Below are 23,335 nucleotides of genomic sequence, written 5' to 3'. Positions count from 1 at the left end.
AGCCCGCACAAGCTCCCGGGACACCGTCGTCCGTTCACCAGGCGACGGGAAGCCGTTCCGGCAGCCGCTTGATGAAGCCCGTACGCCAGACGAGGTTCTCGGCGGGCACCGCGAGCCTCAGCCCGGGCAGCCGCTCCACCAGCACCTCCAGCGCGATCTCGGCGTGCGTGCGGCCCAGCGCCGAGGCCGGGCAGAAGTGCCGGCCCGCACCGAAGGCGAGGTGGGCGTTGGCGCTCTCGCGCTCCAGGTCCAGCTCCTGCGGACGCTCGAAGGCCTCCGGGTCGAAGTTGGCCCCCTCCAGCAGGACGAGCACCAGCTCGCCCTCCTTGACCAGCACCTCGCCGACCTGGACGTCGGCCAGGGCGATGCGCGGCAGGCCGTCACCCACGGACAGGTTCCAGCGCAGCAGCTCGTCGACGGCCCCGCCCATGCGCTCGGGGTGGCGGCGCAGATAGCCGATCAGCTCCGGCTTCTGGAGCAGGGCGAGGACGGCGAGGGTCAGGAATGCGGACGTGGACACGGCCCCCGCCCCGAAGAGCGACACGGCCACGGTCGCGAACATCTCGTCGGTCAGGTGCGCCGACTCCGGGTCGGCCTCCCGCAGGTCCGCGAACCTGCCGAGCAGCCCCGTACGCTCCTCGGCCGGCCGTGCGAGCTGCTCGTGGAACCGGTCGACGAAATAGCCGACGTCCTTGTACCAGTTGAGGGCCGAGTCGGCGAACGGCTCGCGCGCGGTCATGAACGCGACGTCCAGGCCGGACATCAGCCGCCGCCAGTCCTCGAACGGCACCCCGAGGACCTGGCAGTGCATGGCCGCCGAGAAGGGGTCGGCGAACCCCGCCCGGAGGTCTGCGGGCCCGCCCTCGGCGATGACCGCGTCGAGGAGCTTCCCCGCCGTGGCGCGCAGCTGGTCCTGCAGCCCCTTCTGGCGGGGGTTGAGCGCCTTCATCACCGCGTTGCGCAGCCCCGCGCTGTTGATGTTGCCCATGTTGTTGACGACCTCGGGCGGGATCGTCAGTGCGTACTGGCGCGGAACGCCGGCGTTGGCCGTGTCCTTGAGGCTGAAGCGCTCGTCCTCCAGCACCTGCTTGGCCAGCGCGTAGCTGCTGACCAGCCAGGCCGGGTCCCCGGTGAGGGTGCGGACCTTCGCGACCGGGGCCTTCTCGCGCAGCCAGGTGCACTCCTCGGGGAGCACGTCGCCGCGGCGGGAGAGGGGGAAGTCGAGGAGGGCCTCGGTGTGGCTGCGGCGGTCCGCTGCGTGGCTGCCCTCAAGCTGCTCGACGCTCATCGACGGTCCCTTCGGTCGGTGCATGGATCGTGGGCGGCGCGGTCGCGGCGGCCTCGGGCCGTACGACGGCGTACGCCTGGTTGCGGGTCGCGCGCAGGCCGCCGCCGCGTGCGAAGAGGACGTCCGTCAGCGGCATCTTGACGTGGTAGGCCGCCACCGAGGACGGCACGTCGAGAATGCTGGGGGTGTCCACGAAGAACGGCAGCTCCGCCGCCATGTAGTCGAAACACACCTGCAACTGCTCGGTGGTGATGGATTCACCTTCCGGCAACTTGGAGCCGACAAAGTGCAGGGCCATTTCCTCGCAGCCCTTGCGGAAATCGTCGTCGGTCTCCAGAAAATGCAGTACGCGTCGGTGCAGTAGTTGGTAAACGGGGTTCGACTGGAACTCGGAAAGTGCCCTCACGCGGATCTCCGCGAGCGGGTCCCCTGCTTCCTCCACGCCCTTGAGAATCCGCCTTCGCACCGCCTTGATCTCCTTCGCGGCGCGCTTCTCCGCGTGCTCCCGGGTGTAGCCGAAGGCGGCGAACATCCGGTCCACGTGCAGGTCTGCGTACACGAAATCGACCTGCGCGAAGCGGGCGGTGGCCCATCGGGCGAGGCTGCCGATGCGCTCGGAGCTGAAGTAGCTGTTTCCAGGACTCACTCCGATGAGCACATGGTCGCCGTCTTCCCAGATATGGCGGCAAGTGCGGGTGAAGGGCAGAACTTCGAATGATGCGTCAGCTGTGATCGTCACCTGTGTGATCGCCCTTGTTGCCGCTTGTCCCTGGGAGCCCTGCGCTCCTGGTGTGGCGGCAATGCCGGTACGTTATGCCGTGACCCCGGAACGTGACAAGTCCGGGGCTGATTTCTTGGCTGGAATTGTTGCTTCCGCATCGCGGAAGGCTATTTGGATTTCTTTCTGCCGACCGAACGGGAGCCCGCGGCGGGGGCGGGGTCCGGCTGGCGCTACCCTGAGCCGGTCAACAAGCACCAAGAAGGGGTGGACCCAGTGGCGGACATCGAGAACGCGCGGACGACGTTCGGCAAGTTCGACGCGAACGGCGACGGCTTCGTCACGGCCGACGAGTTCCGTGCGGCCATGGCGGAGATGGGCGACCCGTTCGTCACCGGCCCGGTCGCGGACGCCGTGATCGCCGCCAAGGACGCGAACGGCGACGGCCTGCTCAGCTTCGACGAGTTCTGGGCCTCCCTGAACAAGTAGGCGTCACGCCGGGCCCCCCTCCCGCCCCGTGCCGGGCGGGACGGGGGCCTCGGGCCGCCCGGCGGCAGTCATGTCCTCGACCACGCTGACGGCCTCCTCCAGCCAGTGGAGCCAGAACGTCTCCAGGCTGATCCCGCCGTGCAGCACGAGCCGGCGCAGCCGGTCCTCGTCGGACGCCGGGCCCGGGCGGAAGTCCTTCTCCTCGATGGCCTCGTACGTGGCCAGCTGGCGGCGGTGCAGGTCGCGGTGGCGGCGCAGTTCCGCGGCCAGTCCCTGCGGGCCGACGACACCGGCCGCCCGGATGCGCAGCAGCAGCGGATCCCGGATGGCCTTCGGATCCTGGCTCTCCCCGACCCAGCGGGCCAGCTCCGCGCTGCCCGCGGGCAGCACCTCGTACTCCTTCTTCTGCCCCCGCACGGGCGCCTCGCTCGGCAGCGCCCGGATCAGGCCCGCCTCCTCCAGCCGGCCGAGTTCCCGGTAGATCTGCTGGTGCGTCGCCGACCAGAAGTACCCGATCGACTTGTCGAACCGCCGGGTCAGCTCCAGGCCGGACGAGGGCTTTTCGAGCAGGGCGGTGAGGATGGCGTGCGGGAGCGACATGCGGTCATCCTAGGTTCGCCGCGACCTCAGGCGTCCGGCGCCGCCAGGGACGCCAGGGCGCCGGGGGTGCGCGGGCCCGGGGTGTGCGGCGCCAGCAGGCCGTGGGCGCGCAGGAAGGCCGTCACCGCCGGGGACCAGGCCTGGCGCAGGCCCGCCGAGGCCAGCAGTGCCGGGTCCGAGAGCAGGCTCTCGGCCGGGCCGAAGCGGATCCCCGCCGGGGTGAGCACCGCCGCGTCGTCGGCCCAGCGGACCGCCAGGTCCACGTCGTGCGTGGCCATGACGACCGTGGTGCCCTGCGCGCGCAGACCCGCGAGGACGTCCAGCAGGCGCTCCTGCCCGTCGGGGTCGAGTCCGGCCGTCGGCTCGTCCAGGATCAGCACCCGCGGGGCCATCGCCACCGCGCCGGCGATCGCCGCGCGCTTGCGCTGCCCGTAGGACAGCAGGTGCGTGGGCCGCTCCCGCAGGGCCGTGATGTCCAGGGCCGCGAGCGCCGCGTCCACCCGGTCCCGGACCTCCGGCAGGGGCAGGCCCAGGTTCATCGGACCGAAGGACACGTCCTGTTCGACCGAGGCCGCGAACAGCTGGTCGTCCGGGTCCTGGACGACCAGCTGGACGGCGGAGCGCAGCCGGGTCAGCCCGGCGCGGTCGTGGGCCACCGCCCGCCCGTCCAGGCGCAGTTCGCCCGCGGCTGGACGAAGGCCCCCGCTCAGCAGCCGCATCAGCGTGGTCTTGCCGCTGCCGTTGCGGCCGAGCAGGACCAGCGCCCGGCCCTCGGCGATGGCGAAGTCCACGCCGGACAGGACCTCCGGGCCGTCCTCGTACGCATAGCCGGCGCCGGCCAGTTCCACCAACGGGTTCACAGGTACAGCCCCTTCAGGGTGAGGGTCAGCGTGATCAGGGCGGCCAGCAGGGCACCGGACGCCGCCAGGAACCGCCAGGACACGGCCGCCTCGGGTACGAGCACCCGCAGCGCGCCGTCGTAGCCCCGCCCGGCCAGGCCCACCTGGAGCCGGGCCGCGCGGTCGAAGGCCCGTACGAACGAGGTCGCGGCGAGCCCGGCCAGCGAGCGCCACACCGCCGCCCGCCCCGCCTGCCCCAGCCGGGCCGCCTGGGCGCGCCGGACCTGGGCCAGGGAGTCGAGCAGCAGGAAGCCGATCCGGTACATGACCAGCGCCACGTCCACGACCGGCGCCGGGACCCCCGCCCGGACCAGCCGGGGCAGGACGTCCGAGACCGGGGTGGTGAAGGCGAACAGCAGCACCCCGAGGGAGGCCGCGGAGGTGCGCAGCAGCAGCTCGGCGGCATGCCGCGGGCCGTCCGGGGCCAGCGCGAGCGGCCCCGCCGGGCCGCCCACCGCCAGCAGCAGGGGCGCCGCCCCCGTGAAGCAGAAGCCCAGCGGAATCCGGAAGGCCCGCCAGAGCTGCCGCCCGGACACCCCCGCCGGACCGAGGAGCACCGCGAGCGTCGCGGCGGCGGTCAGCGGTCCGCCGGGCCAGGGAGGCAGGCACACGGCCGTGACCGTCAGCCCGAGCCCGAGCAGGGCCTTCTCCAGCGGATGGCGGCCGCGCCAGCGGCTGCTGTGGGCCGCCACGTCGATCGGCAGCACCGGCTACGACTCCGCCGGCTCTGCCCCGGCGGCGGCCTGCGCCTGGGCGAGCCCCTGGCGGCGGCCCTTGCGCACCCCGAAGTAGTACGCGAGCACGCCCGCACCCAGCGCGGCCTGCAGGGCGAACAGCGCCGACTCGACCTCGGCGGAGGGAGGCTCGTACAGGGGCGAGAACCACGGCTCGTAGTCCGGCTTGAGCTCGGTGATGGCCGTCTCCGCCTGTGCGTCCGCACCGGCGAAGGGCTCCTCCTTGCCCTCGCCCATGCCCAGGGCGACCGGCAGGACGGCGAGCGCGGCCACCAGGAGCAGCAGCAGGCCGTTGATCTTCGCGTTCCGGCTCGTCTTGCCGCTCATCGGACGGCCGCCTTCCGCTCGGTGGAACCGGTGAGCTTCGCGACACCCAGCCGGACCAGGTCCGACTTGCTGGACTGCATCAGCAGCCGCATCACGAGGACGGTGAGCAGCCCCTCGCTGACGGCCAGCGGGACCTGCGTGACCGCGAAGATCCCGCCGAACTTCAGGAGGGCGCCCGGGAAGCCGCTGCCCGGGTCCGGGAAGGCCAGGGCCAGCTGCACGGAGGTCACGCAGTAGGTGACCAGGTCGGCGAAGAAGGCGCCGAAGAAGACGGTCACCATCAGGGGGACGCCGAAGCGCCGCAGCAGCACGTAGACCCCGTAGCCCGCCCAGGGGCCGGCGACGGCCATGGAGAAGACGTTAGCGCCGAGGGTGGTCAGACCGCCGTGGGCCAGCAGCAGCGCCTGGAAGAGCAGGGTGATCGTGCCGAGCACCGCCATGATCGGCGGCCGGAACAGGATCGCCCCGAGCCCGGTCCCGGTGGGGTGTGAACAACTTCCCGTCACCGACGGGATCTTCAGGGCGGACAGGACGAACGTGAACGCCCCGGACGCGCCGAGCAGCAGCGTGCTCTCCGGGTTCGCCTTCACCTCGCGGGTGAGGGCGCGTACGCCGTGGACGACGAACGGAGCGGACGCGGCGCCCCAGGCGACCGCGTGCAGCGGGGGCAGGAAGCCCTCGGCTATATGCATGAGTGGGAGACCTCTCCAGCACCTCGTGGATGGACAACGCGCCCCGGCCGGTCTCCTGGCTCACGGGTGATGATGCCCGGGCTCCGCCTTCCCGGGCCGAGCGGAGACTCCCGCGCAGCCCAGTGGCTTCCCGCTGGGGGCACCCCCGGTGACAGCTGGGGGAGGAGCCGGACTTCCCGTTCACAGTGGCGAGGGCCGCACCGGTTTTCCACCGGTTTCCCGTACACCAAGGCCCGCTGACCCTAGTCGTCCGGACGGACCGGTAACAACCCGGCCCAAACGCGCCTGCAGGACGAAGGGATTCCACTTCGGGCCCGGGCGTCCCCCGCACGGGTGCGGCCCGGTGGCGGCCCCGGCCCGCCGTGCACAGGCTGGGGGCGTGGCTGCCGACTACGACTACTCCGACCTCAGTGCCGTCTACGTGAACTGCACCCTCAAGCGTTCCCCCGAGACCAGCAACACCGAGGGGCTCATCGACCGCAGCCGGGCCGTCATGGAGGCCGCCGGAGCGCGCACTTCGCTGATCCGCGCCGTCGACCACGACATCGCGACCGGCGTCTGGCCGGACATGACCGAGCACGGCTGGGAGAGCGACCAGTGGCCGGTGCTCTACAGCCAGATCACGGCCGCCGACATCCTCGTGCTGTGCGGCCCCATCTGGCTCGGCGACAACAGCTCCGTCATGAAGCAGGTCGTCGAGCGGCTCTACGCCTGCTCCTCGCTCCTGAACGAGCAGGGGCAGTACGCCTATTACGGGCGGGTCGGCGGTGCCCTGATCACCGGCAACGAGGACGGCGTGAAGCACTGCGCCATGAACGTCCTCTACAGCCTCCAGCACCTCGGCTACGCCATCCCGCCGCAGGCCGACGCCGGCTGGATCGGGGAGGCCGGGCCGGGACCCTCCTATCTCGACCCGGGATCGGGCGGACCCGAGAACGACTTCACCAACAGGAACACGACCTTCATGTCCTGGAACCTGATGCATCTGGCCGCGCTGCTCAAACGCTCGGGCGGGATCCCGGCGCACGGCAACCAGCGTTCCGAGTGGGACGCGGGCTGCCGCTTCGACTTCCCCAACCCCGAGCACCGCTGAGGCCGCCGGTGCCGGTCAGCCGCAGGTGTTGCGGTGGGCGACGTCCAGCACGAACCGCTCGGGCGCGTGCAGGGTGAAGGAGCGGAAGGCCGGCTTGCCGCGGAAGCCGGCCCCGAAGGTGACGTACCCCTCGAAGTCGCCGGTCATCGCGAGCCCCTGCAACTTGGGCAGACGGATCCGGGCGAGCTTCGGCCCGTGGTAGACGCTCTGCCCGGAACGGTCGTGCGCCTGGGCGGGGTGCAGGCGGATCTGGAGGAAGTGCGTGCCGGGCAGTGGTACGGGCTTGCCGGACCCGTCCTGGACGAGCTTCGGCACACGGGTGACCTCGACCTGGGGGACGTGCCCCCGCAGGTCGACGACGATCCGGTCGTACGTGCAGTGCCCGCCCCAGCGGGCGTTGACGACGAGCGGGGTGCGCTGGGCGTCGGCCGTGGCCGTCGCGGTCGCGGTGGAGGCCGGAGCGGCGAGAGCGGTTCCGGCGGTGAGCAGGGCTCCGGTGGCGAGGGCCACCACCCGCCGGCGGTGCGGATGGTTCATGGCGTCCCCCTGGTTCGGGAGAGACGGGGACAGTGTCGTCGGGAAAGACATCCCCGCTCACCCCACCGGTTCCACCCGAAACGGGCAAAATCGGTAAAAAGTCGCTCAGCGGGTCAGGAGGGCGTCGAGTTCGGCGTCGAGGTCGTAGTACCGCTGCTCCCGGCCCCGCGGCACCAGCTCGACCAGCCGCCGGCACAGCATGCGCACGTCCTTGGCCCGGGCGGAGACGACGCAGCCGTGCACACCGTTGCTGAAGGAGAGGAAGACCCGGGGCTCGCTGCCCGCCCACCCCGGCCACACCCGGACGTCCCCGTCGCCGGTGGCGCAGGCCTCCCCGTCGAGCAGCAGGTCCCGTGCGAACACCCAGCGGGCCAGGCGGGTACCGGCCCCGAGGAAGTCGACGCTCAGCTCGTAGGGCCGCTCGGGCCGGTAGACGAATGCGCCGAGGATCGGCAGCGGGGCCGGGGCGGCATCCAACAGGAGGGGGAGGACGCCGTGCTCGGTGCCGGTCATGGGGTGGGCCTCTCTTCGGGCGCGGGTCAGGCGCGGGCGAGGATGGATCCGGGGGTGTACCCGCGACTACCCCCGTCCGGCGAAAGTCCTCACTCCGGGGCCCCCGATTTCCCCGAATCCGCCGTCCGGCCCAACCCCGCCGGGCGCCCGCGCCCCCTCAGCACTCGATGACGTTGACCGCGAGGCCGCCGCGGGCCGTCTCCTTGTACTTGATCTTCATGTCGGCGCCCGTCTCCTTCATGGTCTTGATGACCTTGTCCAGGGAGACCTTGTGGGAGCCGTCGCCGCGCATCGCCATCCGGGCCGCCGTGACCGCCTTGACCGCGGCCATGCCGTTGCGCTCGATGCACGGGATCTGCACCAGGCCGCCGACCGGGTCGCAGGTCAGGCCCAGGTTATGCTCCATGCCGATCTCGGCCGCGTTCTCCACCTGCTCCGGGGAGCCGCCGAGGACCTCGGCCAGGGCGCCGGCCGCCATCGAGCAGGCCGAGCCGACCTCGCCCTGGCAGCCGACCTCGGCGCCGGAGATCGAGGCGTTCTCCTTGAACAGCATGCCGATCGCACCCGCCGCCAGCAGGAAGCGGACCACGCCGTCCTCGTCCGCGCCCGGGACGAAGTTCATGTAGTAGTGCAGGACCGCCGGGATGATGCCCGCGGCGCCGTTCGTCGGGGCGGTGACCACCCGGCCGCCCGCCGCGTTCTCCTCGTTCACGGCCATGGCGTAGAGGGTGATCCACTCCATCGAGAGCGCCTGCGGGTCGCCCTCGGAGCGCAGCTTGCGCGCGGTGTTCGCGGCCCGGCGCTTGACCCGCAGGCCGCCGGGGAGGATGCCCTCGCGGGACATGCCGCGCGCGACGCAGGCCTGCATGACCCGCCATATGTCCAGGAGGCCCTCGCGGATCTCCTCCTCCGTACGCCAGGCCTTCTCGTTCTCCAGCATCAGGGAGGAGATCGACAGGCCGGTCTCCTTGGCCAGGCGCAGCATCTCGTCGCCGCTGCGGAAGGGGTACTTCAGCACCGTGTCGTCGAGCTTGATCCGGTCCTCGCCGACCGCGTCCTCGTCCACCACGAAGCCGCCGCCGACCGAGTAGTACGTCTTCTCCAGCAGCGGGGCCCCGGAGGCGTCGTAGGCGAAGAGGGTCATGCCGTTCGCGTGGTACGGCAGGGACCGGCGCCGGTGCAGGATCAGCTGGGTCGGCTCGTCGAAGGCGATCTCGTGCGCGCTGCCGATCTCCGCGCCGAGCAGGCGCAGGCGGCCGCTCTGCCGGATGCGCTCCACCTCGTCGTCCGCGGTCTCCACGTTCACCGTGCGCGGGGAGTGGCCCTCCAGGCCCAGCAGGACCGCCTTGGGGGTGCTGTGGCCGTGGCCGGTCGCACCGAGGGAGCCGAACAGCTCGGCGCGCACCGAGGCGGTCTCGGCGAGCACGCCGTCCTTCTTCAGCCGCGTCACGAACATGCGCGCGGCGCGCATCGGACCGACGGTGTGCGAGCTGGAGGGCCCGATGCCGATCGAGAACAGATCGAAAACGGAGATGGCCACGTTGGCGGACTCCCGGGTCATCCCCATGGTGGTGGGGAGCGGACCGTCCAGTCGCTCTCGCAGTGGGGCGAGGCGGCCGACGGAGGGGCGGACTTTGCAGGGTTTGCTGGCAAAGGGCACCTCGTGGGCACCCTTGCCCGGTTCATCAGCGTACGTCAGTTCGTGCGGGGGCCGGTTACGCCGGCCTGTACGGCGGCTTTCGCGGTCTCGACGTCCAAGGCCGCGGGGCGGACCGCAGGAAGGGCCCGGCCCTGTGCGAAGCAAGGCCGGGCCCTCCCACACCGTCGCCTAGAGCGACGGGTACAGCGGGAACTTCGCGGCGAGGGCCGAGACGCGCGCCTTCAGGGCCGCGCTGTCGTACGTCGGCTTCAGCGCCTCCGCGATGATGTCGGCGACCTCGGTGAAGGCCTCGGCGTCGAAACCGCGGGTGGCCAGGGCCGGCGTGCCGATCCGCAGACCCGAGGTGACCATCGGCGGGCGCGGGTCGTTCGGGATGGCGTTGCGGTTGACCGTGATGCCCACCTCGTGGAGGCGGTCCTCGGCCTGCTGCCCGTCCAGCTCGCTGTTGCGCAGGTCGACCAGGACCAGGTGCACGTCGGTGCCGCCGGTGAGGACGTCCACGCCCACGGCCTTGACGTCGTCCTGGACCAGGCGGGCGGCGAGGATCTTCGCGCCCTCCAGGGTGCGCTCCTGGCGCTCCTTGAACTCCGGCGAGGCCGCGACCTTGAAGGAGACGGCCTTGGCGGCGATCACGTGCTCCAGCGGGCCGCCCTGCTGGCCGGGGAAGACCGCGGAGTTGATCTTCTTGGCCAGTTCCTGGGTCGACAGGATGACGCCGCCGCGCGGACCGCCGAGGGTCTTGTGCGTGGTGGTGGTCACGACGTGGGCGTGCGGCACCGGGTTCGGGTGCAGGCCCGCGGCGACCAGACCGGCGAAGTGCGCCATGTCGACCATCAGGTACGCGCCGACCTCGTCCGCGATGCGGCGGAAGGCGGCGAAGTCCAGCTGGCGGGGGTAGGCGGACCAGCCGGCGACGATCAGCTGCGGCTTGGACTCCTTGGCCAGGCGCTCGACCTCGGCCATGTCGACCTGGCCGTCCTCGCCGACGTGGTACGGGACCACGTTGTAGAGCTTGCCGGAGAAGTTGATCTTCATGCCGTGGGTCAGGTGACCGCCGTGGGCCAGGTTCAGGCCCATGATCGTGTCGCCCGGCTTCAGCAGCGCGAACATCGCGGCGGCGTTCGCCTGCGCACCGGAGTGCGGCTGGACGTTCGCGGCCTCGGCGCCGAAGAGCGCCTTGATGCGGTCGATCGCGATCTGCTCGACCACGTCGACGTGCTCGCAGCCGCCGTAGTAGCGGCGGCCGGGGTAGCCCTCGGCGTACTTGTTGGTCAGGACCGAGCCCTGGGCCTCCATGACGGCGACCGGAGCGAAGTTCTCCGAGGCGATCATTTCCAGGGTCGACTGCTGGCGCACGAGCTCGGCGTCGACGGCGGCGGCGACGTCCGGGTCGAGCTCGTGGAGAGGGGTGTTCAGAACAGACATCAGGGTCCCCTGGGGGTCAGTTGCCGGCGGTGAGCTTGGCGTACTCATCGGCGGAGAGCAGGTCCTTCGGCTCTTCGGTGATGCGTACCTTGAACAGCCAGCCGCCCTCGAACGGTGCGGTGTTCACGAGGGCCGGGTCGTCGACGACGTCCTGGTTGGACTCGACGATCTCGCCGGTGACGGGGGAGTACAGGTCGCTGACCGACTTGGTCGACTCCAGCTCGCCGCAGGTCTCGCCCTCGGTCACCGTGTCGCCGACCTCGGGGAGCTGGGCGTAGACGACGTCACCGAGCGCGTTGGCCGCGAACTCCGTGATGCCGACCGTCGCGACGCCGTCCTCGACGTCCGACAGCCACTCGTGCTCCTTGCTGTAACGCAGCTGCTGGGGGTTGCTCATGACCTGATTCTCCTGGATGCGGGGGAGTGGATACGAACAGTGGTCTTGCGTACTGAGACGGCTCGGGAGGCGGCCCGGGGCCGGCCCGGTCGGCCGTCCGGCCGGGCCGGCGTACGGAGCGTTACTTCTGCCGCTTGTAGAACGGCAGGGCCACGACCTCGTACGGCTCATGCGTACCGCGAATGTCCACGCCGACGCCGGAGGTGCCGGGCGCGGCGTGTGCCGCGTCCACGTACGCCATCGCGATCGGCTTGCCCAGCGTCGGGGACGGGGCGCCCGAGGTGACCTCGCCGATGACCCGGCCGTCGGCCACCACGGGGAAGCCGGCGCGCGGGACGCGGCGGCCCTCGGCCACCAGGCCGACCAGCTTGCGCGGCGGGTTCGTGGCGGCGCGCTCGGCGGCGGCCTCCAGGGCGGCGCGGCCGACGAAGTCGCCCTCCTTCTCGAACTTCACGACCCGGCCCAGCCCCGCGTCGAACGGGGTCAGGGAGGTGGTCAGCTCGTGCCCGTACAGCGGCATGCCCGCCTCCAGGCGCAGGGTGTCGCGGCAGGACAGGCCGGCCGGGACCAGGCCGGCGCCCTCGCCGGCCTTGGTCAGCGCCTGCCACAGCTCCACGGCGTGCTCGGGGGAGACGAACAGCTCGAAGCCGTCCTCGCCGGTGTAGCCCGTACGTGCGATCAGCGCGGGCACGCCCGCGACCGTGCCCGGCAGGCCGGCGTAGTACTTCAGCCCGTCCAGGTCGGCGTCGGTGAGGGAGGCGAGGATGCCGGGGGACTCCGGGCCCTGCACCGCGATCAGCGCATAGGCGTCGCGGTCGTCGCGGACGTCGGTGTCGAAGCCGGCGGCGCGCTCGGTCAGGGCGTCCAGGACGACCTGGGCGTTGGAGGCGTTCGCGACGACCATGTACTCGGTCTCGGCCAGCCGGTAGACGATCAGGTCGTCGACGATTCCGCCGTCCTCCTGGCAGATGTGCGTGTAGCGGGCACGGCCGACGCCGACGGTGGAGATGTTGCCGACCAGCGCGTAGTCCAGGGCCTTGACGGCCTCCGGGCCGGTCAGCGTGATCTCGCCCATGTGGGACAGGTCGAACAGGCCGGCCTTGGTGCGGACGGCGTTGTGCTCGTCGCGCTCACTGCCGTACCGCAGGGGCATGTCCCAGCCCGCGAAATCGGTCATGGTCGCACCGAGCGAACGGTGCAGCGCATCGAGGGCGGTCAGGCGGGGGGCGTTGCTCATGGGTGTGGCTCCCGGGTCCCAGGGCATGACATGACGAGGACGGTCCTCCCCATCTGTCATCGGAACCTGAGAGGTTCGCCGAAAGTCCCGGCCCGGCCGGGATGCGTCGACTTGCACCTTGGGTGGAGCGCGCACCGGATCCGTCACGGCGGACGGCGGGGCGGCTCGCTTTTCAGATCTGCCTCATCCACGCGGTACGGGGCCTGAGAGATTCAAGGGAGGAACTTGCTCCTTCGGCGCCCGGACACGGCCTGTCGGCCTGCCGGGACTCTCCCGCGCGGATTCAAGCGGCCGGTATGCAGTTGGTCCAGATGGCGCACATCATTGCACGCCCCGGCGGTGATCGGGCGGGTGGGCCCGCAGGAAGCGTGCGGAACGTGAGACGGCCCGGCCGGAACCGCGGCCGCCGGATTACCGTCTCTTTACATTCAATGGGCACGGGTCGTGAGGACCCGGATCGGGGGGAGGCGATCACCGTGCGGAGATTCGGACCGCCGGCGACGACGACCGGCACCGCGGACGGGGTGCCGGCCCAGCGCAGCCGCGCCGAGCAGGTCCTTCCGGTACGCGACCTCCGCGGACGCGGACCGCAGGGACCGCGGTGGCTCGGCTTCGCCGAGGGGGACATCGTCGTGGTCTCCGGTCTGCCCGGAGGCGGCAAGAGCACGCTGATCAGACGGGCCGCGCAGGGCCGCGGGATCGACTCGCAGGACGTCCGCGAGCGCTGGGAGCGGCGGATGCCCCGGGCCCTGCCGTACGCCGCGTACCGGCCGCTGGTCCGGGCCGCGCACTACTGGCGGCTGTGGCGCACGCTCGGCTCCGGAGCCTCCGCGGTGGTCCACGACTGCGGCACCCAGGCCTGGGTCCGGGCCCTGCTCGCCGCGGTGGCGCGGCGCCGCGGCCGGGCGCTGCACCTGCTGCTGCTGGACACCACCCCCCAGGAAGCCCTGGCCGGGCAGGCGGCCCGGGGCCGCGGCGTGTCGGCGTACGCCTTCGCCCGGCACCGGAGCGCGGCCGCCCGCCTGCTGCGCGCCGCCGAGTCGGGGCGGCTGCCGGCGGGCTGCGCCTCGGTGGTGCTGCTGGACCGCCCGGCGGCCTCCCGGGTGACCCGGATCGCCTTCCGCGGGCAGTGACCCCAGGGGGCGGCCCGGGGGGCGGCGGAGCCCCCGGCAGGGGCGCGCCCCGGGCCGGTCACCACGAGCCGTTAACCTCGGGCGGGCAGACCTTGGGCGAAACAGCGGAGGCGGAGATGCACGGCGGCGGCTGGCCGGAGAACGAGCTGGAGCAGGTGCTCGGGGCGGCGCTGGGGCAGGCGGACGCCGGTGCGCGGATCGTCGAGGTGCTCGGACGCAGCCGGGTCTGGGTGCCGCTGCCCGCCGGCGGGAGCCCGGACGGACCCGGTCTGACCCTGCCCACCATGGACATCGGCGGCGCCGCGTTCGTCCCCGTCTACAGCTCGGAGAGCCAGCTGCGCGCCTGCGCCGGCGCCGCGATGGACTTCACCGTGGCCCCCGCCGTCGAGTTCGCGCGCGGGCTGCCCCCGCAGCTCGGCATCGCCGTGAACCCAGGGGGAGCCGTCGGCGTGCCGCTGCCGCCCCCCGCCGTCGCCGAGCTCTGCCGCTCCGGGCGCACCCCGCTCGACGGCCCGGCCGGCGGCGGCCGCGTACGGCTGTACGAACCGGACTGGCAGGAGGACCCGGTGGACTTCCTGTCCGCCGCCGCGGAGGAGTTCCGCGCCACCGGTGTGGTGGCCGCCGCCCACCGCTGCCTCGCCAGCGTCGAGGGCGGGGCCCCGGAGCTCTACGTCGGTGTCCGACTGGTGGGACGGGAGGCCGGGATGCGCAATGCCCCGCTGGAGGCCCTCGGCCGCGCCCTGACCCGCGTTCCGGCGCCCTGGCCCGTGCAGTTGATCCTGCTGGACGCCGCCGAGGACCCGGTGGTCGACTTCATTTCTGAGCGCGTACGCCCCTTCTACCTCCCGTAGGGCCGCTTAAGCTGGTGGCCGATACGGGTGTATGCCGTGCGCTCGCGCGGACGAAGCGGACGAAGAGGGGTACCGGGTGAGTGCGTCAGGCACGGCCGCGGCCGGGCAGGTCGAGCACATGATGCGCCAGGTGACCCCCGGGCGCTATGAGGGCTACGAATCGCTCCTGCACGCCCTTGCCGAGGGCCGGCTGTGGATGCTGCTGTGGCAGGGGCAGCCGGGCTCCCCGGACGCCCAGTACGGCGGCATGGAGATCGAGGGCCTCGGGTACGCGCCCTGCGTGACCTCCCCCCAGGAGCTCGCCGCCAGCGGCTGGAACCGGGGCTACGAGGTGGTCACCGGCCGGGACATCGCCCGGGCCCTCTACCCGGACCGCTGGGGCCTGTGGCTGAACCCGCACGCCCAGGGCGGCGGCCTCGGCATCCCCTGGGCCGATCTGCGCCGCATCGCCACCGGGCTGGACCGGATGCCGGCGGGCCCGCTGGGGCTCTCCGAGCCCGCCCTGGAGCTCCCGCAGTTCTACGGGCTGCTGACCCAGCACGCGCACCGCACGCCCGCCGTGCGCTCGCTGCGCCGCGCGTGGGTGCAGCCCGCGCTGGGCTCCCCGTACCTGGCGGTCGGGCTCGACCTGTACGACGCCTCCGCGCCCGCGCTGGAATCCGTACGGGAGATGATGCGCCAGTCCGTCGGCGCGGTGCCCGAAGGCGTACCGGTGTGCACGGTGGCGCTGGCGGACGAGCACGACCCCGTCGCGATGTGGCTGCGCGCCCAGACCCGCCCCTTCTACGACCGCGAGGGCCACGCTCCGGCCTACTGACCGGGGCCGCCCGGCCACTGAGACGTCCGGACACGGCACCACCCGAGGCCGCAGGGAACCACCGTTCCCTGCGGCCTTCGCCTTGTCCGGATTTCGCCGTGGATGCGGGTCCAAAAGGCATGCGAGTCCGGCGAGTTGGGTGCCATGTCCGATTGCGTACCGAACAGACGGTCTTGCTCCGCTGAGGCGAGAGCGAAGTCCGGATAACGGGAACCCGACCCTCACATCACGGTTGCGCATCCATTGGCCTGCGGGTCTGGCGGCTGATCGCGGGCCCGATGAAGACTCCCCACCCAAGAGCCGGTCAGTCCTCCAAGACGCGGTTCGGCACCTGCACTTCGCTCGTCTTCCTGCACGGCTGCCCACGGCAGCACCTGCACAGCACCGCGTACCGCACCATCTGCCATTCCTGCACCTCAGCACGCGTACTGCGTGTCACCACGCACTCCGAGCGCCACTCCGCACCAACGCCGCCACAGCGGCGGGCATGGGCCGGCACACCCGTCGGCCGAGAGGGGTCCCCACCACGATGACGGCACCACTGCACGACACGAGCGCGGAATCGCCCGCACCCGTGTCCGTAGCCGACGTCCCTGCCAAGGCCATCGAAGGCCGCTCGCCCGGCCGCATCGCCTGGATGCGGCTCAAGCGCGACAAGGTCGCGCTGACCGGCGGCGTGATCGTGATCTTCCTGATCCTGGTGGCGGTCTTCGCCCCGCAGATCGTGAGCCTGCTGGGCCATCCGCCCAACGAGTTCCACGAGGACCTGATCGACCCGGACCTCGGCACGCCGCTCGGCTCCTTCGGCGGCATGAGCTCCGACTTCCTGCTGGGCGTCGAACCGACCAACGGCCGCGACGTGTTCAGCCGGATCGTCTTCGGCGCCCGCATCTCGCTGGTCGTCGCCTTCCTGGCGGCCTTCGTCTCCGTCGCCATCGGCAGCCTGCTCGGCGCGCTCGCCGGGTTCCTCGGCGGCTGGGTCGACGCCGTGATCAGCCGCACGATGGACCTGCTGCTGGCCTTCCCGCAGCTGCTGTTCACCATCGCCCTGGTCTCGGTCGTCCCCAACTCCCTCTGGGGCTTCGAGGGTTCGGGCGTCCGGATGGGCGTGCTGATCGTCGTCATCGGCTTCTTCGGCTGGCCGTACATCGGCCGCATCGTCCGGGGCCAGACGATCTCCCTGCGTGAACGCGAGTACGTCGAGGCCGCCCGCAGCCTCGGAGCCGGCCGCGGCTACATCCTGATCAAGGAGCTGCTGCCCAACCTGGTCGCGCCGATCCTCGTCTACTCGACGCTGATCATCCCGACCAACATCCTGACGGAGGCGGCCCTGAGCTTCCTCGGTGCAGGCGTCAAACCGCCCACCGCGTCCTGGGGAAAGATGCTCTCCGACGCCGTCCCCATCTACCAGGACGACCCCACGTACATGGTGGTCCCCGGTATCACGATCTTCATCACCGTCCTGGCGTTCAACCTCTTCGGGGACGGGCTGCGTGACGCACTCGACCCCAAGGGCAGCTGAACCGCTTCACCGATTCACCCACCAATGGAGGTTGGACAACCGTGATCCGCAGAAAGCAGGCACTCGCGATCACCGCAGTGATCGCCGCCCTGTCCCTGACCGCCGCGTGCGGTGGCAAGGACGGCGACAAGAAGGACGAGGGCAAGGGCGGCGGCGCCGCCGCGTTCAACGCGGCCACCACCGGCTTCGTGAACCCCTCGGACGCCAAGGGCGGTGAGCTCAAGCTCTGGTCGCCGCAGGACGTCGACTACCTCGACCCGGCGCGTGCCTACTACGGCTTCGTGTGGGACATCCAGCGCCTCTACGTCCGCCAGCTGCTCGCGTACGACAGCAAGCCGGGCAAGGACGGCAGCAAGCTCGTCCCGGACCTCGCCGAGGCCCTGCCGGTCCTGAGCAACGAGGGCAAGACGTACACCCTCAAGCTCAAGGACGGCGTGAAGTTCGAGGACGGCTCGCCGATCACCTCGAAGGACATCAAGTACGGCATCGAGCGCGTCTTCGCGCAGGACGTGCTGTCCGGCGGTCCCACGTACCTGATCGACATCCTCGACCAGGGCCAGAAGTACCCCGGCCCCTACAAGGACACCGACCCCAACAAGATGGGTCTGAAGTCCGTCGAGACGCCGGACGACAAGACGATCGTCTTCAACCTGGCGAGCGCCAACTCCGACTTCAGCTACCTGCTGGCCATGCCGTCCTCCTCGCCGGTCCCGGCGGCCAAGGACACGGGCGCCACCTACACCAACAAGCCGGTCTCCACCGGCCCGTACAAGGTGGAGAGCTTCACCGCGAGCAAGGGCGCCACCTTCGTCCGCAACGAGAACTGGGACCCGAAGACCGACACGATCCGCAAGGGTCTGCCGGACAAGGTCTCCTTCACGGTCACCACCAACCCGGACGACATGGACGCGCGTCTGCTGTCGGGCGACATCGACCTCGCCATCGACGGCACCGGCATGCAGCAGGCCGGCAAGAACAAGGTCCTCAAGGACGACAACCTCAAGAAGAACGCGGACAACCCGTTCACGGGCTACATCCGCTACTTCGCCTTCCCGACGACGGTCGCGCCGTTCGACAACATCGAGTGCCGCAAGGCCGTCATCTACGCGGCCGACCCGAAGTCCCTGCAGACCGCCCGCGGCGGCCCGACCAGCGGTGACCTCGGCGCCAACATGCTGCCGCCCGGCATCCCCGGTGCCGACAAGAGCTACGACCCGTACAACCTGACCAAGGGCGAGCCGCAGGAGGCCAAGGCCAAGGAGGCCCTCAAGGCCTGCGGCAAGCCGGACGGCTTCGAGACCACCATCGCGGTGCGCAACAACCGCGCGCCCGAGGTCAAGACCGCCGAGTCCCTGCAGGCGTCCCTCGCCAAGGTCGGCATCAAGGTCACCATCGACCAGTACGACGGCAAGCTCTCCTCCTCCACGATCGGTTCGCCCGAGAACGTGAAGAAGAAGAACTACGGAATCATCGTCATGGGCTGGGGCGCCGACTACAACTCCGGCTCCGGGTTCCTGCAGCCGCTGGTCGACGGATCGTTCATCCAGCCCAACGGCAACAACAACTACACGATGATCAACGACCCGGAGATCAACCAGCTGTTCAAGACGGCCGCGGCCGCCAAGACGCCGGAAGAAGCCGCGCCGTTCTACACCCAGATCAACCAGAAGGTCATGGAGAAGGCGCTCTACCTGCCGATCAACTTCGACAAGGCCTTCGTCTACCACAACCCGCGCCTGACCAACGTCTACTTCAACGACTCCATGGGCAAGATCGACCTTGCCACCGTGGGCATCGCTGCCAAGTAACCGAAGTCAGGCTCAGCAGGCAAGTAATCAAGTGCCTTCACCGCACATGCGCTAGTCCGAAGGGCAGGTGAAGGCCGCAGGCGGCGGCTGTCGTCCCCACAAGGGGCGGCAGCCGCCCGCCCCGGGCGGCCGACTGCAGTGCTCGTCTACCTCATACGGCGGCTTTTCAACGTCGCCGCCACGCTGCTGGTGGTCTCCGTGGTCACCTTCGGCATCTTCTTCGCGGTCCCGAAGCTGACCGGCAGCGATCCCGCGCTCATGTACGCCGGCCGCGAGACCAACGAGACCGCCCTGGCGGGCATCCGCGTCAAGATGGGCTTCGACAAGCCCATCTCCGAGCAGTACCTGACCTTCGTCAAGGGCATCTTCGTCGGCCGCGACTACGACGGCGGCACCGATGTCACGCACTGCGCGGCGCCCTGCTTCGGCTACTCCTTCAAGACCGAGGCGCCCGTCTGGGAGACCATGGTCGACCGCATGCCGGTCACCCTCTCCCTCGCCCTCGGCGCGGCGGTCATCTGGGTGCTCGCCGGTGTGGCCACCGGCGTCGTCTCCGCCCTCAGACGCCGGACCGCCATCGACCGCACGGTCATGGTCGGCGCACTCGCCGGCGTCTCCCTGCCGATCTTCTTCACCGGCATGGTGGCCCCCGCGATCTTCGTCTACAGCCTCGGCTGGCTGGACGTCTCCAACTACAAACCCCTCACCGAAGACCCGCTGGCCTGGCTCAACGCCATGATCCTGCCCTGGGTGACCCTGGCCTTCCTCTTCGCCGCCACCTACGCCCGCATCACCCGTGCCACGATGCTGGAGGTGCTCGGCGAGGACTACATCCGCACCGCCCGGGCCAAGGGGCTCAAGGAGGGCGTGGTCATCCGCAAGCACGCCCTGCGCTCCACCCTCACCCCGATCGTCACGATGTTCGGCCTGGACCTCGGCGGACTCCTCGGCGGCGCGGTGCTCACCGAGACGACCTTCAACTTCCAGGGTCTGGGGACGGCGGCCGTCGCCGCCATCGGCCAGGGCGACCTCCCCGTGATCATGGGTGTCACCCTGCTCGCCGCGCTGTTCGTGGTGATGGCCAACCTGATCGTGGACATGCTGTACGCCGTCATCGACCCGCGCGTGAGGCTGACGTGACCGAGACCCCTTCCTTTTCCTCCGGCACTCCCGGCCCCGCAGGGAACGCCGCCGGCGGGCCCGCGTTCGTGCCCGAGCAGGCCGGGCCGCCGAAGGACACCGCCTTCCTCTCCGTGCGCGACCTCAAGGTGCACTTCCCGACCGACGACGGCCTGGTCAAGTCCGTCGACGGGCTCTCCTTCGACCTGGAGCGCGGCAAGACGCTCGGCATCGTGGGCGAGTCCGGCTCCGGCAAGTCGGTGACCTCCCTGGCCATCATGGGCCTGCACCGCACCGGCAACGCGCGCAGCCGCCCGCACATCTCGGGCGAGGTCGTCCTCGACGGCGAGGACCTCGTCCGCGCCGACGCCGACCACGTGCGCAAGCTGCGCGGCCGCAAGATGGCGATGGTCTTCCAGGACCCGCTGTCGGCGATGCACCCGTACTACTCGGTGGGCAAGCAGATCATCGAGGCGTACCGGACCCACCAGGGCGTCGACAAGAAGACCGCCCGCACCCGGGCCGTCGAGATGCTCGACCGGGTCGGCATCCCCGAGCCCCACCGGCGCGTGGACGCCTACCCCCACGAGTTCTCCGGCGGTATGCGCCAGCGCGCGATGATCGCGATGGCGCTGGTCAACAACCCCGAACTGCTCATCGCGGACGAGCCGACCACCGCCCTGGACGTCACCGTCCAGGCGCAGATCCTCGACCTGATCCGCGATCTGCAGAAGGAGTTCGGCTCCGCGGTCATCATGATCACGCATGACCTCGGCGTGGTCGCCGAGATGGCCGACGACATCCTCGTGATGTACGGCGGCCGGTGCGTGGAGCGCGGCACGGCGGAGAAGGTCTTCTACGAACCCCGCCACCCCTACACCTGGGGCCTGCTCGGCTCCATGCCGCGCATCGACCGCGACCAGACCGAGCGCCTGATCCCGGTCAAGGGCTCCCCGCCCAGCCTCATCAACATCCCGAGCGGCTGCGCCTTCAACCCCCGCTGCCCCTACGCCGACGTCCCCAAGGGCGGCATCACCCGCACCCAGCGGCCCGAGCTCACCGAGGACGACAGCCGGCACTGGTCCGCCTGCCACATGTCGCAGGAGGAGCGGACCCGGATCTGGACCGAAGAGATTGCGCCGAAGCTGTGACCGACATGAAGAAGGACTCCGGGGCCGCCGCCGCAGCAGCGGAGCAGGAGCCGCTGCTGAAGGTGACCGGCCTGGTCAAGCACTTCCCCATCAACAAGGGGCTGCTGCGCCGGCAGGTCGGGGCCGTCAAGGCCGTGGACGGCATCGACTTCGACGTCCGGCGCGGTGAGACGCTCGGCGTGGTCGGCGAGTCGGGCTGCGGCAAGTCCACGATGGGCCGGCTGATCACCCGCCTGCTGGAGCCGACGGGCGGCACGGTCGAGTTCGAGGGGCGTGACATCACGCACCTCGGGGTCGCCGGGATGCGTCCGCTGCGCCGCGACGTGCAGATGATCTTCCAGGACCCGTACGGCTCGCTGAACCCGCGGCACACCGTCGGCACCATCGTCAGCGCCCCCTTCAAGCTCCAGGGCGTCGAGCCGGAGGGCGGGCTGAAGGCGGAAGTGCAGCGCCTGCTCTCCCTGGTGGGTCTCAACCCGGAGCACTACAACCGCTACCCGCACGAGTTCTCGGGCGGCCAGCGCCAGCGCATCGGCATCGCCCGGGCGCTGGCCCTGAAGCCGAAGCTGGTCGTCGCGGACGAGCCGGTCTCGGCGCTGGACGTGTCGATCCAGGCCCAGGTGGTCAACCTGCTGGACGACCTCCAGGAGGAGCTCGGCCTCACGTACGTGATCATCGCGCACGACCTGTCGGTCATCCGGCACGTGTCCGACCGGATCGCGGTGATGTACCTCGGCAAGATCGTGGAGCTGACCGACCGCAAGTCGCTCTACGAGAACCCGATGCACCCGTACACCAAGGCGCTGCTGTCGGCCGTGCCGGTGCCGGACCCGCGCAGGCGCGGGGCGAAGAGCGGGCGGATCCTGCTCAAGGGCGACGTCCCGTCCCCCATCTCCCCGCCGTCCGGCTGCCGCTTCCACACCCGGTGCTGGAAGGCCACGCAGATCTGCACGACGCAGGAGCCGCCGCTGGCGGCCCTGAGCACCGGCCACCAGGTGGCCTGCCACCACCCGGAGAACGCCCCCGACCAGGCCCCGGGCGACGCCGCCCTGCCGGGCGCGGCGGACGCGGTGGCGGTGGTCACCGAGTAACCCCGAGCCGGCCGGTGCCCCGGGCCGAGTAGCGGTCGCCCCGGGCCACCGGCTCACCTTCCCCGTCCGCGCGCGCCGCCGCCGGCGTCGCCCCGGCGGCGTGCCGCGGGCCGGACACCCCGCCCCCGAGCCCCCGGCCCGGGGGCACCGCCGTTCCGCCCCTGCCACGGGCGCGGCTCGCGCCGATGGAGGCCGCCGGGGCGGCACGGGCCGGCCGTGACACGGATCGCGGTGCCGGGCCGGCGCCCCGGTGGGCGCCTCGTCCCCGAGCCCCCGGCCGCGGGCGCGGCACCGTTTGAGCCGCGCGACGCCCGCTGGCCGACTACGGCGGCGAGGAGCGCGGGCGGCGCCGGCCGCCACGTCCGCGCGCTGCGGCGCCCGACGCCCTGCATCGGGCGGCACCGACCGGGCGCCTCGTCCCCGAACCCCCGGCCCGGGGGGCCGGCGTCGCCCACGGGCGCGGCACCGTGGGAGCCGCGCCGGCCGACTACCGCGCCGGCGTGAGGGGCGCGGGGCGGCGCCGCCACGGCCGGTGTCGGCGTCCGCGCCGGTCCCTGGCGCGCGCACCTTGCGCCGACAGGTACCATGCCGCGGCGGCTGCCGCGCCAGGTGCGGGCCGGTCGGCGCGCCGACGCCGGTGGCGGCCTGCCAGGCGGCACGGGCCGGGGTGCCGGACCGGCCTCCCCCTGGGTGACGCGTCCCCGAGCCCCCGGCCCGGAGGGGCACTTGTGCCACCTCCGGCACCGGCGCCGCACCGCTGAAGCGCGCGACGCGCGCCGGCCGACTACCGAGCCGACGCGGGGCGCGGGCGGCGCCCGCCGCCACGTCCCACGCACGCTGCGGACCTTGGAGCCCGGCGCCCCGCGTCGGCAGCTGCCTTGCCCCGGAGGGTGCCCGCGCCAGGCGCGGGCCGGCCGGCGCGCCGACGCCGGTGGCGGCCTGCCGGGGAGGCACGGGCCGGCCCTGCCGTGGACCAGGGTGCCGGGCCGGCGTCCCGGTGGGCCCCGCGCCAGGCGCGGGCTGACCAGTGCGCCGACGCCGGCGCAGCACGTCGGCCCGGCACCGGCCGTGCCACGGTCGGGGGGTGCGGGACCGGCCTCCCGGTGGGGCGCCTTGTCCCCGACCGTGTGCCTCGTCCCCGAGCCCCTGGCTCGGGGGGTCGGCGTCGCCCCCGGCCGCGGGCGCGAGGGACGAAGAGCGTGGGGTAGGGGGAATGTGTGGGGCGGTGGGTGTA

Annotated in this window: 23 protein-coding genes and 2 riboswitches; of the genes, 10 read left to right on the top strand and 13 right to left on the bottom strand. The window is 71.6% G+C overall.

Annotated elements, in window-relative coordinates; all coding sequences use genetic code 11:
• Positions 1–34 precede the first annotated feature (34 nt).
• Both ABZ128_RS25475 and ABZ128_RS25470 read right to left on the bottom strand, forming a co-directional pair.
• Positions 35–1,288: a cytochrome P450 gene (locus ABZ128_RS25475; RefSeq protein WP_356851132.1), complete on the bottom strand. Its 1,254-nt coding sequence runs from the start codon at positions 1,286–1,288 to the stop codon at positions 35–37.
• Positions 1,269–2,027, bottom strand: coding sequence for a tRNA-dependent cyclodipeptide synthase (locus ABZ128_RS25470; protein WP_356851131.1), 759 nt, complete (start codon positions 2,025–2,027; stop codon positions 1,269–1,271). The genes ABZ128_RS25475 and ABZ128_RS25470 overlap by 20 nt, the downstream gene beginning before the upstream one ends.
• A gap of 255 nt (positions 2,028–2,282) precedes the next feature.
• Here ABZ128_RS25470 and ABZ128_RS25465 point away from each other — a divergent pair, with 255 nt between their 5' ends.
• A complete protein-coding gene (locus ABZ128_RS25465; RefSeq protein WP_356851130.1) occupies positions 2,283–2,495 on the top strand; it encodes an EF-hand domain-containing protein in 213 nt (70 codons plus the stop codon).
• Positions 2,496–2,498: 3 nt separating this feature from the next.
• Here ABZ128_RS25465 and ABZ128_RS25460 read toward each other — a convergent pair whose 3' ends face one another.
• From ABZ128_RS25460 to ABZ128_RS25440, 5 genes are read right to left on the bottom strand one after another with little or no spacing between them, the layout of a single operon-like run.
• Complete coding sequence (locus tag ABZ128_RS25460) at positions 2,499–3,095, bottom strand: PadR family transcriptional regulator (protein WP_356851129.1); 597 nt, start codon at positions 3,093–3,095, stop codon at positions 2,499–2,501.
• Positions 3,096–3,121: 26 nt separating this feature from the next.
• Positions 3,122–3,955 carry an ATP-binding cassette domain-containing protein gene (locus tag ABZ128_RS25455; protein ID WP_356851128.1) on the bottom strand — a complete coding sequence of 278 codons (834 nt, stop codon included), beginning with the start codon at positions 3,953–3,955 and terminating at the stop codon, positions 3,122–3,124.
• Positions 3,952–4,701, bottom strand: coding sequence for a cobalt ECF transporter T component CbiQ (gene cbiQ / locus ABZ128_RS25450; protein WP_356851127.1), 750 nt, complete (start codon positions 4,699–4,701; stop codon positions 3,952–3,954). The genes ABZ128_RS25455 and cbiQ overlap by 4 nt, the downstream gene beginning before the upstream one ends.
• Positions 4,702–4,704: 3 nt before the next feature.
• The gene (locus ABZ128_RS25445; RefSeq protein WP_356851126.1) at positions 4,705–5,055 is read right to left on the bottom strand and encodes an energy-coupling factor ABC transporter substrate-binding protein; all 351 of its coding nucleotides are present in this window, start codon (positions 5,053–5,055) and stop codon (positions 4,705–4,707) included.
• Positions 5,052–5,747 (bottom strand): energy-coupling factor ABC transporter permease, encoded by a 696-nt coding sequence (locus ABZ128_RS25440; RefSeq protein ID WP_356851125.1) that lies wholly within the window; start codon positions 5,745–5,747, stop codon positions 5,052–5,054. The genes ABZ128_RS25445 and ABZ128_RS25440 overlap by 4 nt, the downstream gene beginning before the upstream one ends.
• Positions 5,748–5,774: 27 nt before the next feature.
• A riboswitch (cobalamin riboswitch) is annotated at positions 5,775–6,026 on the bottom strand.
• 100 nt (positions 6,027–6,126) lie between these two features.
• Here ABZ128_RS25440 and ABZ128_RS25435 point away from each other — a divergent pair.
• Positions 6,127–6,840: a flavodoxin family protein gene (locus ABZ128_RS25435; RefSeq protein WP_356851124.1), complete on the top strand. Its 714-nt coding sequence runs from the start codon at positions 6,127–6,129 to the stop codon at positions 6,838–6,840.
• 15 nt (positions 6,841–6,855) lie between these two features.
• Here ABZ128_RS25435 and ABZ128_RS25430 read toward each other — a convergent pair whose 3' ends face one another.
• The 6 genes from ABZ128_RS25430 to gcvT all read right to left on the bottom strand — a co-directional run bounded on the left by ABZ128_RS25430 (position 6,856) and on the right by gcvT (position 12,609).
• Positions 6,856–7,377 (bottom strand): hypothetical protein, encoded by a 522-nt coding sequence (locus tag ABZ128_RS25430; RefSeq protein WP_356851123.1) that lies wholly within the window; start codon positions 7,375–7,377, stop codon positions 6,856–6,858.
• A 105-nt stretch (positions 7,378–7,482) separates the two neighbouring features.
• On the bottom strand, positions 7,483–7,890 hold the full coding sequence (locus ABZ128_RS25425) for an SsgA family sporulation/cell division regulator (protein WP_356851122.1): 408 nt from the start codon (positions 7,888–7,890) through the stop codon (positions 7,483–7,485).
• Between the two features lie 157 nt (positions 7,891–8,047).
• Entirely contained in the window at positions 8,048–9,430 is a 1,383-nt protein-coding gene (locus ABZ128_RS25420; protein ID WP_356851121.1) for an L-serine ammonia-lyase, read from the bottom strand.
• A 288-nt stretch (positions 9,431–9,718) separates the two neighbouring features.
• Complete coding sequence (gene glyA, locus ABZ128_RS25415) at positions 9,719–10,975, bottom strand: serine hydroxymethyltransferase (protein WP_356851120.1); 1,257 nt, start codon at positions 10,973–10,975, stop codon at positions 9,719–9,721.
• 16 nt (positions 10,976–10,991) lie between these two features.
• Positions 10,992–11,372 (bottom strand): glycine cleavage system protein GcvH, encoded by a 381-nt coding sequence (gene gcvH, locus ABZ128_RS25410; protein ID WP_356851119.1) that lies wholly within the window; start codon positions 11,370–11,372, stop codon positions 10,992–10,994.
• A gap of 121 nt (positions 11,373–11,493) precedes the next feature.
• Entirely contained in the window at positions 11,494–12,609 is a 1,116-nt protein-coding gene (gcvT, locus tag ABZ128_RS25405) for a glycine cleavage system aminomethyltransferase GcvT (protein WP_356851118.1), read from the bottom strand.
• 182 nt (positions 12,610–12,791) lie between these two features.
• Positions 12,792–12,895: riboswitch (glycine riboswitch) on the bottom strand.
• 184 nt (positions 12,896–13,079) lie between these two features.
• On the opposite strand from gcvT, the gene ABZ128_RS25400 reads away from it, so the two are divergent.
• The 8 genes from ABZ128_RS25400 (at position 13,080) to ABZ128_RS25365 (ending at position 22,101) form a co-directional block, all read left to right on the top strand.
• Positions 13,080–13,742, top strand: a complete 663-nt coding sequence (locus ABZ128_RS25400) for an AAA family ATPase (RefSeq protein WP_356851173.1) — start codon at positions 13,080–13,082, stop codon at positions 13,740–13,742.
• 116 nt (positions 13,743–13,858) lie between these two features.
• Entirely contained in the window at positions 13,859–14,593 is a 735-nt protein-coding gene (locus ABZ128_RS25395; protein WP_356851172.1) for an enhanced serine sensitivity protein SseB, read from the top strand.
• 76 nt (positions 14,594–14,669) lie between these two features.
• Entirely contained in the window at positions 14,670–15,410 is a 741-nt protein-coding gene (locus ABZ128_RS25390; protein ID WP_356851117.1) for an enhanced serine sensitivity protein SseB C-terminal domain-containing protein, read from the top strand.
• A 529-nt stretch (positions 15,411–15,939) separates the two neighbouring features.
• Positions 15,940–16,932 (top strand): ABC transporter permease, encoded by a 993-nt coding sequence (locus ABZ128_RS25385; RefSeq protein WP_356851116.1) that lies wholly within the window; start codon positions 15,940–15,942, stop codon positions 16,930–16,932.
• Between the two features lie 41 nt (positions 16,933–16,973).
• The gene (locus tag ABZ128_RS25380) at positions 16,974–18,740 is read left to right on the top strand and encodes an ABC transporter substrate-binding protein (RefSeq protein ID WP_356851115.1); all 1,767 of its coding nucleotides are present in this window, start codon (positions 16,974–16,976) and stop codon (positions 18,738–18,740) included.
• Between the two features lie 138 nt (positions 18,741–18,878).
• A complete protein-coding gene (locus ABZ128_RS25375) occupies positions 18,879–19,880 on the top strand; it encodes an ABC transporter permease (protein ID WP_356851114.1) in 1,002 nt (333 codons plus the stop codon).
• A gap of 68 nt (positions 19,881–19,948) precedes the next feature.
• A complete protein-coding gene (locus ABZ128_RS25370) occupies positions 19,949–21,010 on the top strand; it encodes an ABC transporter ATP-binding protein (protein WP_356851171.1) in 1,062 nt (353 codons plus the stop codon).
• Between the two features lie 5 nt (positions 21,011–21,015).
• A complete protein-coding gene (locus tag ABZ128_RS25365) occupies positions 21,016–22,101 on the top strand; it encodes a dipeptide ABC transporter ATP-binding protein (protein ID WP_356851113.1) in 1,086 nt (361 codons plus the stop codon).
• Positions 22,102–23,335 lie beyond the last annotated feature (1,234 nt).

The organism is Streptomyces sp. NPDC006326 (genome assembly GCF_040612915.1).
Classification (GTDB): Bacteria; Actinomycetota; Actinomycetes; order Streptomycetales; family Streptomycetaceae; genus Streptomyces.
This window is presented reverse-complemented; position numbering and strand designations above follow the sequence as displayed.

Bases quoted from the DNA above. Each gene is read 5' to 3' on its own strand.
- ABZ128_RS25395 (WP_356851172.1), top strand. From the start codon at position 13,859: ATGCACGGCGGCGGCTGGCCGGAGAACGAGCTGGAGCAGGTGCTCGGG.
- ABZ128_RS25430 (WP_356851123.1), bottom strand. From the start codon at position 7,377: ATGAACCATCCGCACCGCCGGCGGGTGGTGGCCCTCGCCACCGGAGCC.
- ABZ128_RS25445 (WP_356851126.1), bottom strand. From the start codon at position 5,055: ATGAGCGGCAAGACGAGCCGGAACGCGAAGATCAACGGCCTGCTGCTG.
- glyA (WP_356851120.1), bottom strand. From the start codon at position 10,975: ATGTCTGTTCTGAACACCCCTCTCCACGAGCTCGACCCGGACGTCGCC.
- gcvT (WP_356851118.1), bottom strand. From the start codon at position 12,609: ATGAGCAACGCCCCCCGCCTGACCGCCCTCGATGCGCTGCACCGTTCG.
- ABZ128_RS25460 (WP_356851129.1), bottom strand. From the start codon at position 3,095: ATGTCGCTCCCGCACGCCATCCTCACCGCCCTGCTCGAAAAGCCCTCG.
- ABZ128_RS25475 (WP_356851132.1), bottom strand. From the start codon at position 1,288: ATGAGCGTCGAGCAGCTTGAGGGCAGCCACGCAGCGGACCGCCGCAGC.
- gcvH (WP_356851119.1), bottom strand. From the start codon at position 11,372: ATGAGCAACCCCCAGCAGCTGCGTTACAGCAAGGAGCACGAGTGGCTG.
- ABZ128_RS25365 (WP_356851113.1), top strand. From the start codon at position 21,016: ATGAAGAAGGACTCCGGGGCCGCCGCCGCAGCAGCGGAGCAGGAGCCG.
- ABZ128_RS25385 (WP_356851116.1), top strand. From the start codon at position 15,940: ATGACGGCACCACTGCACGACACGAGCGCGGAATCGCCCGCACCCGTG.
- ABZ128_RS25425 (WP_356851122.1), bottom strand. From the start codon at position 7,890: ATGACCGGCACCGAGCACGGCGTCCTCCCCCTCCTGTTGGATGCCGCC.
- ABZ128_RS25440 (WP_356851125.1), bottom strand. From the start codon at position 5,747: ATGCATATAGCCGAGGGCTTCCTGCCCCCGCTGCACGCGGTCGCCTGG.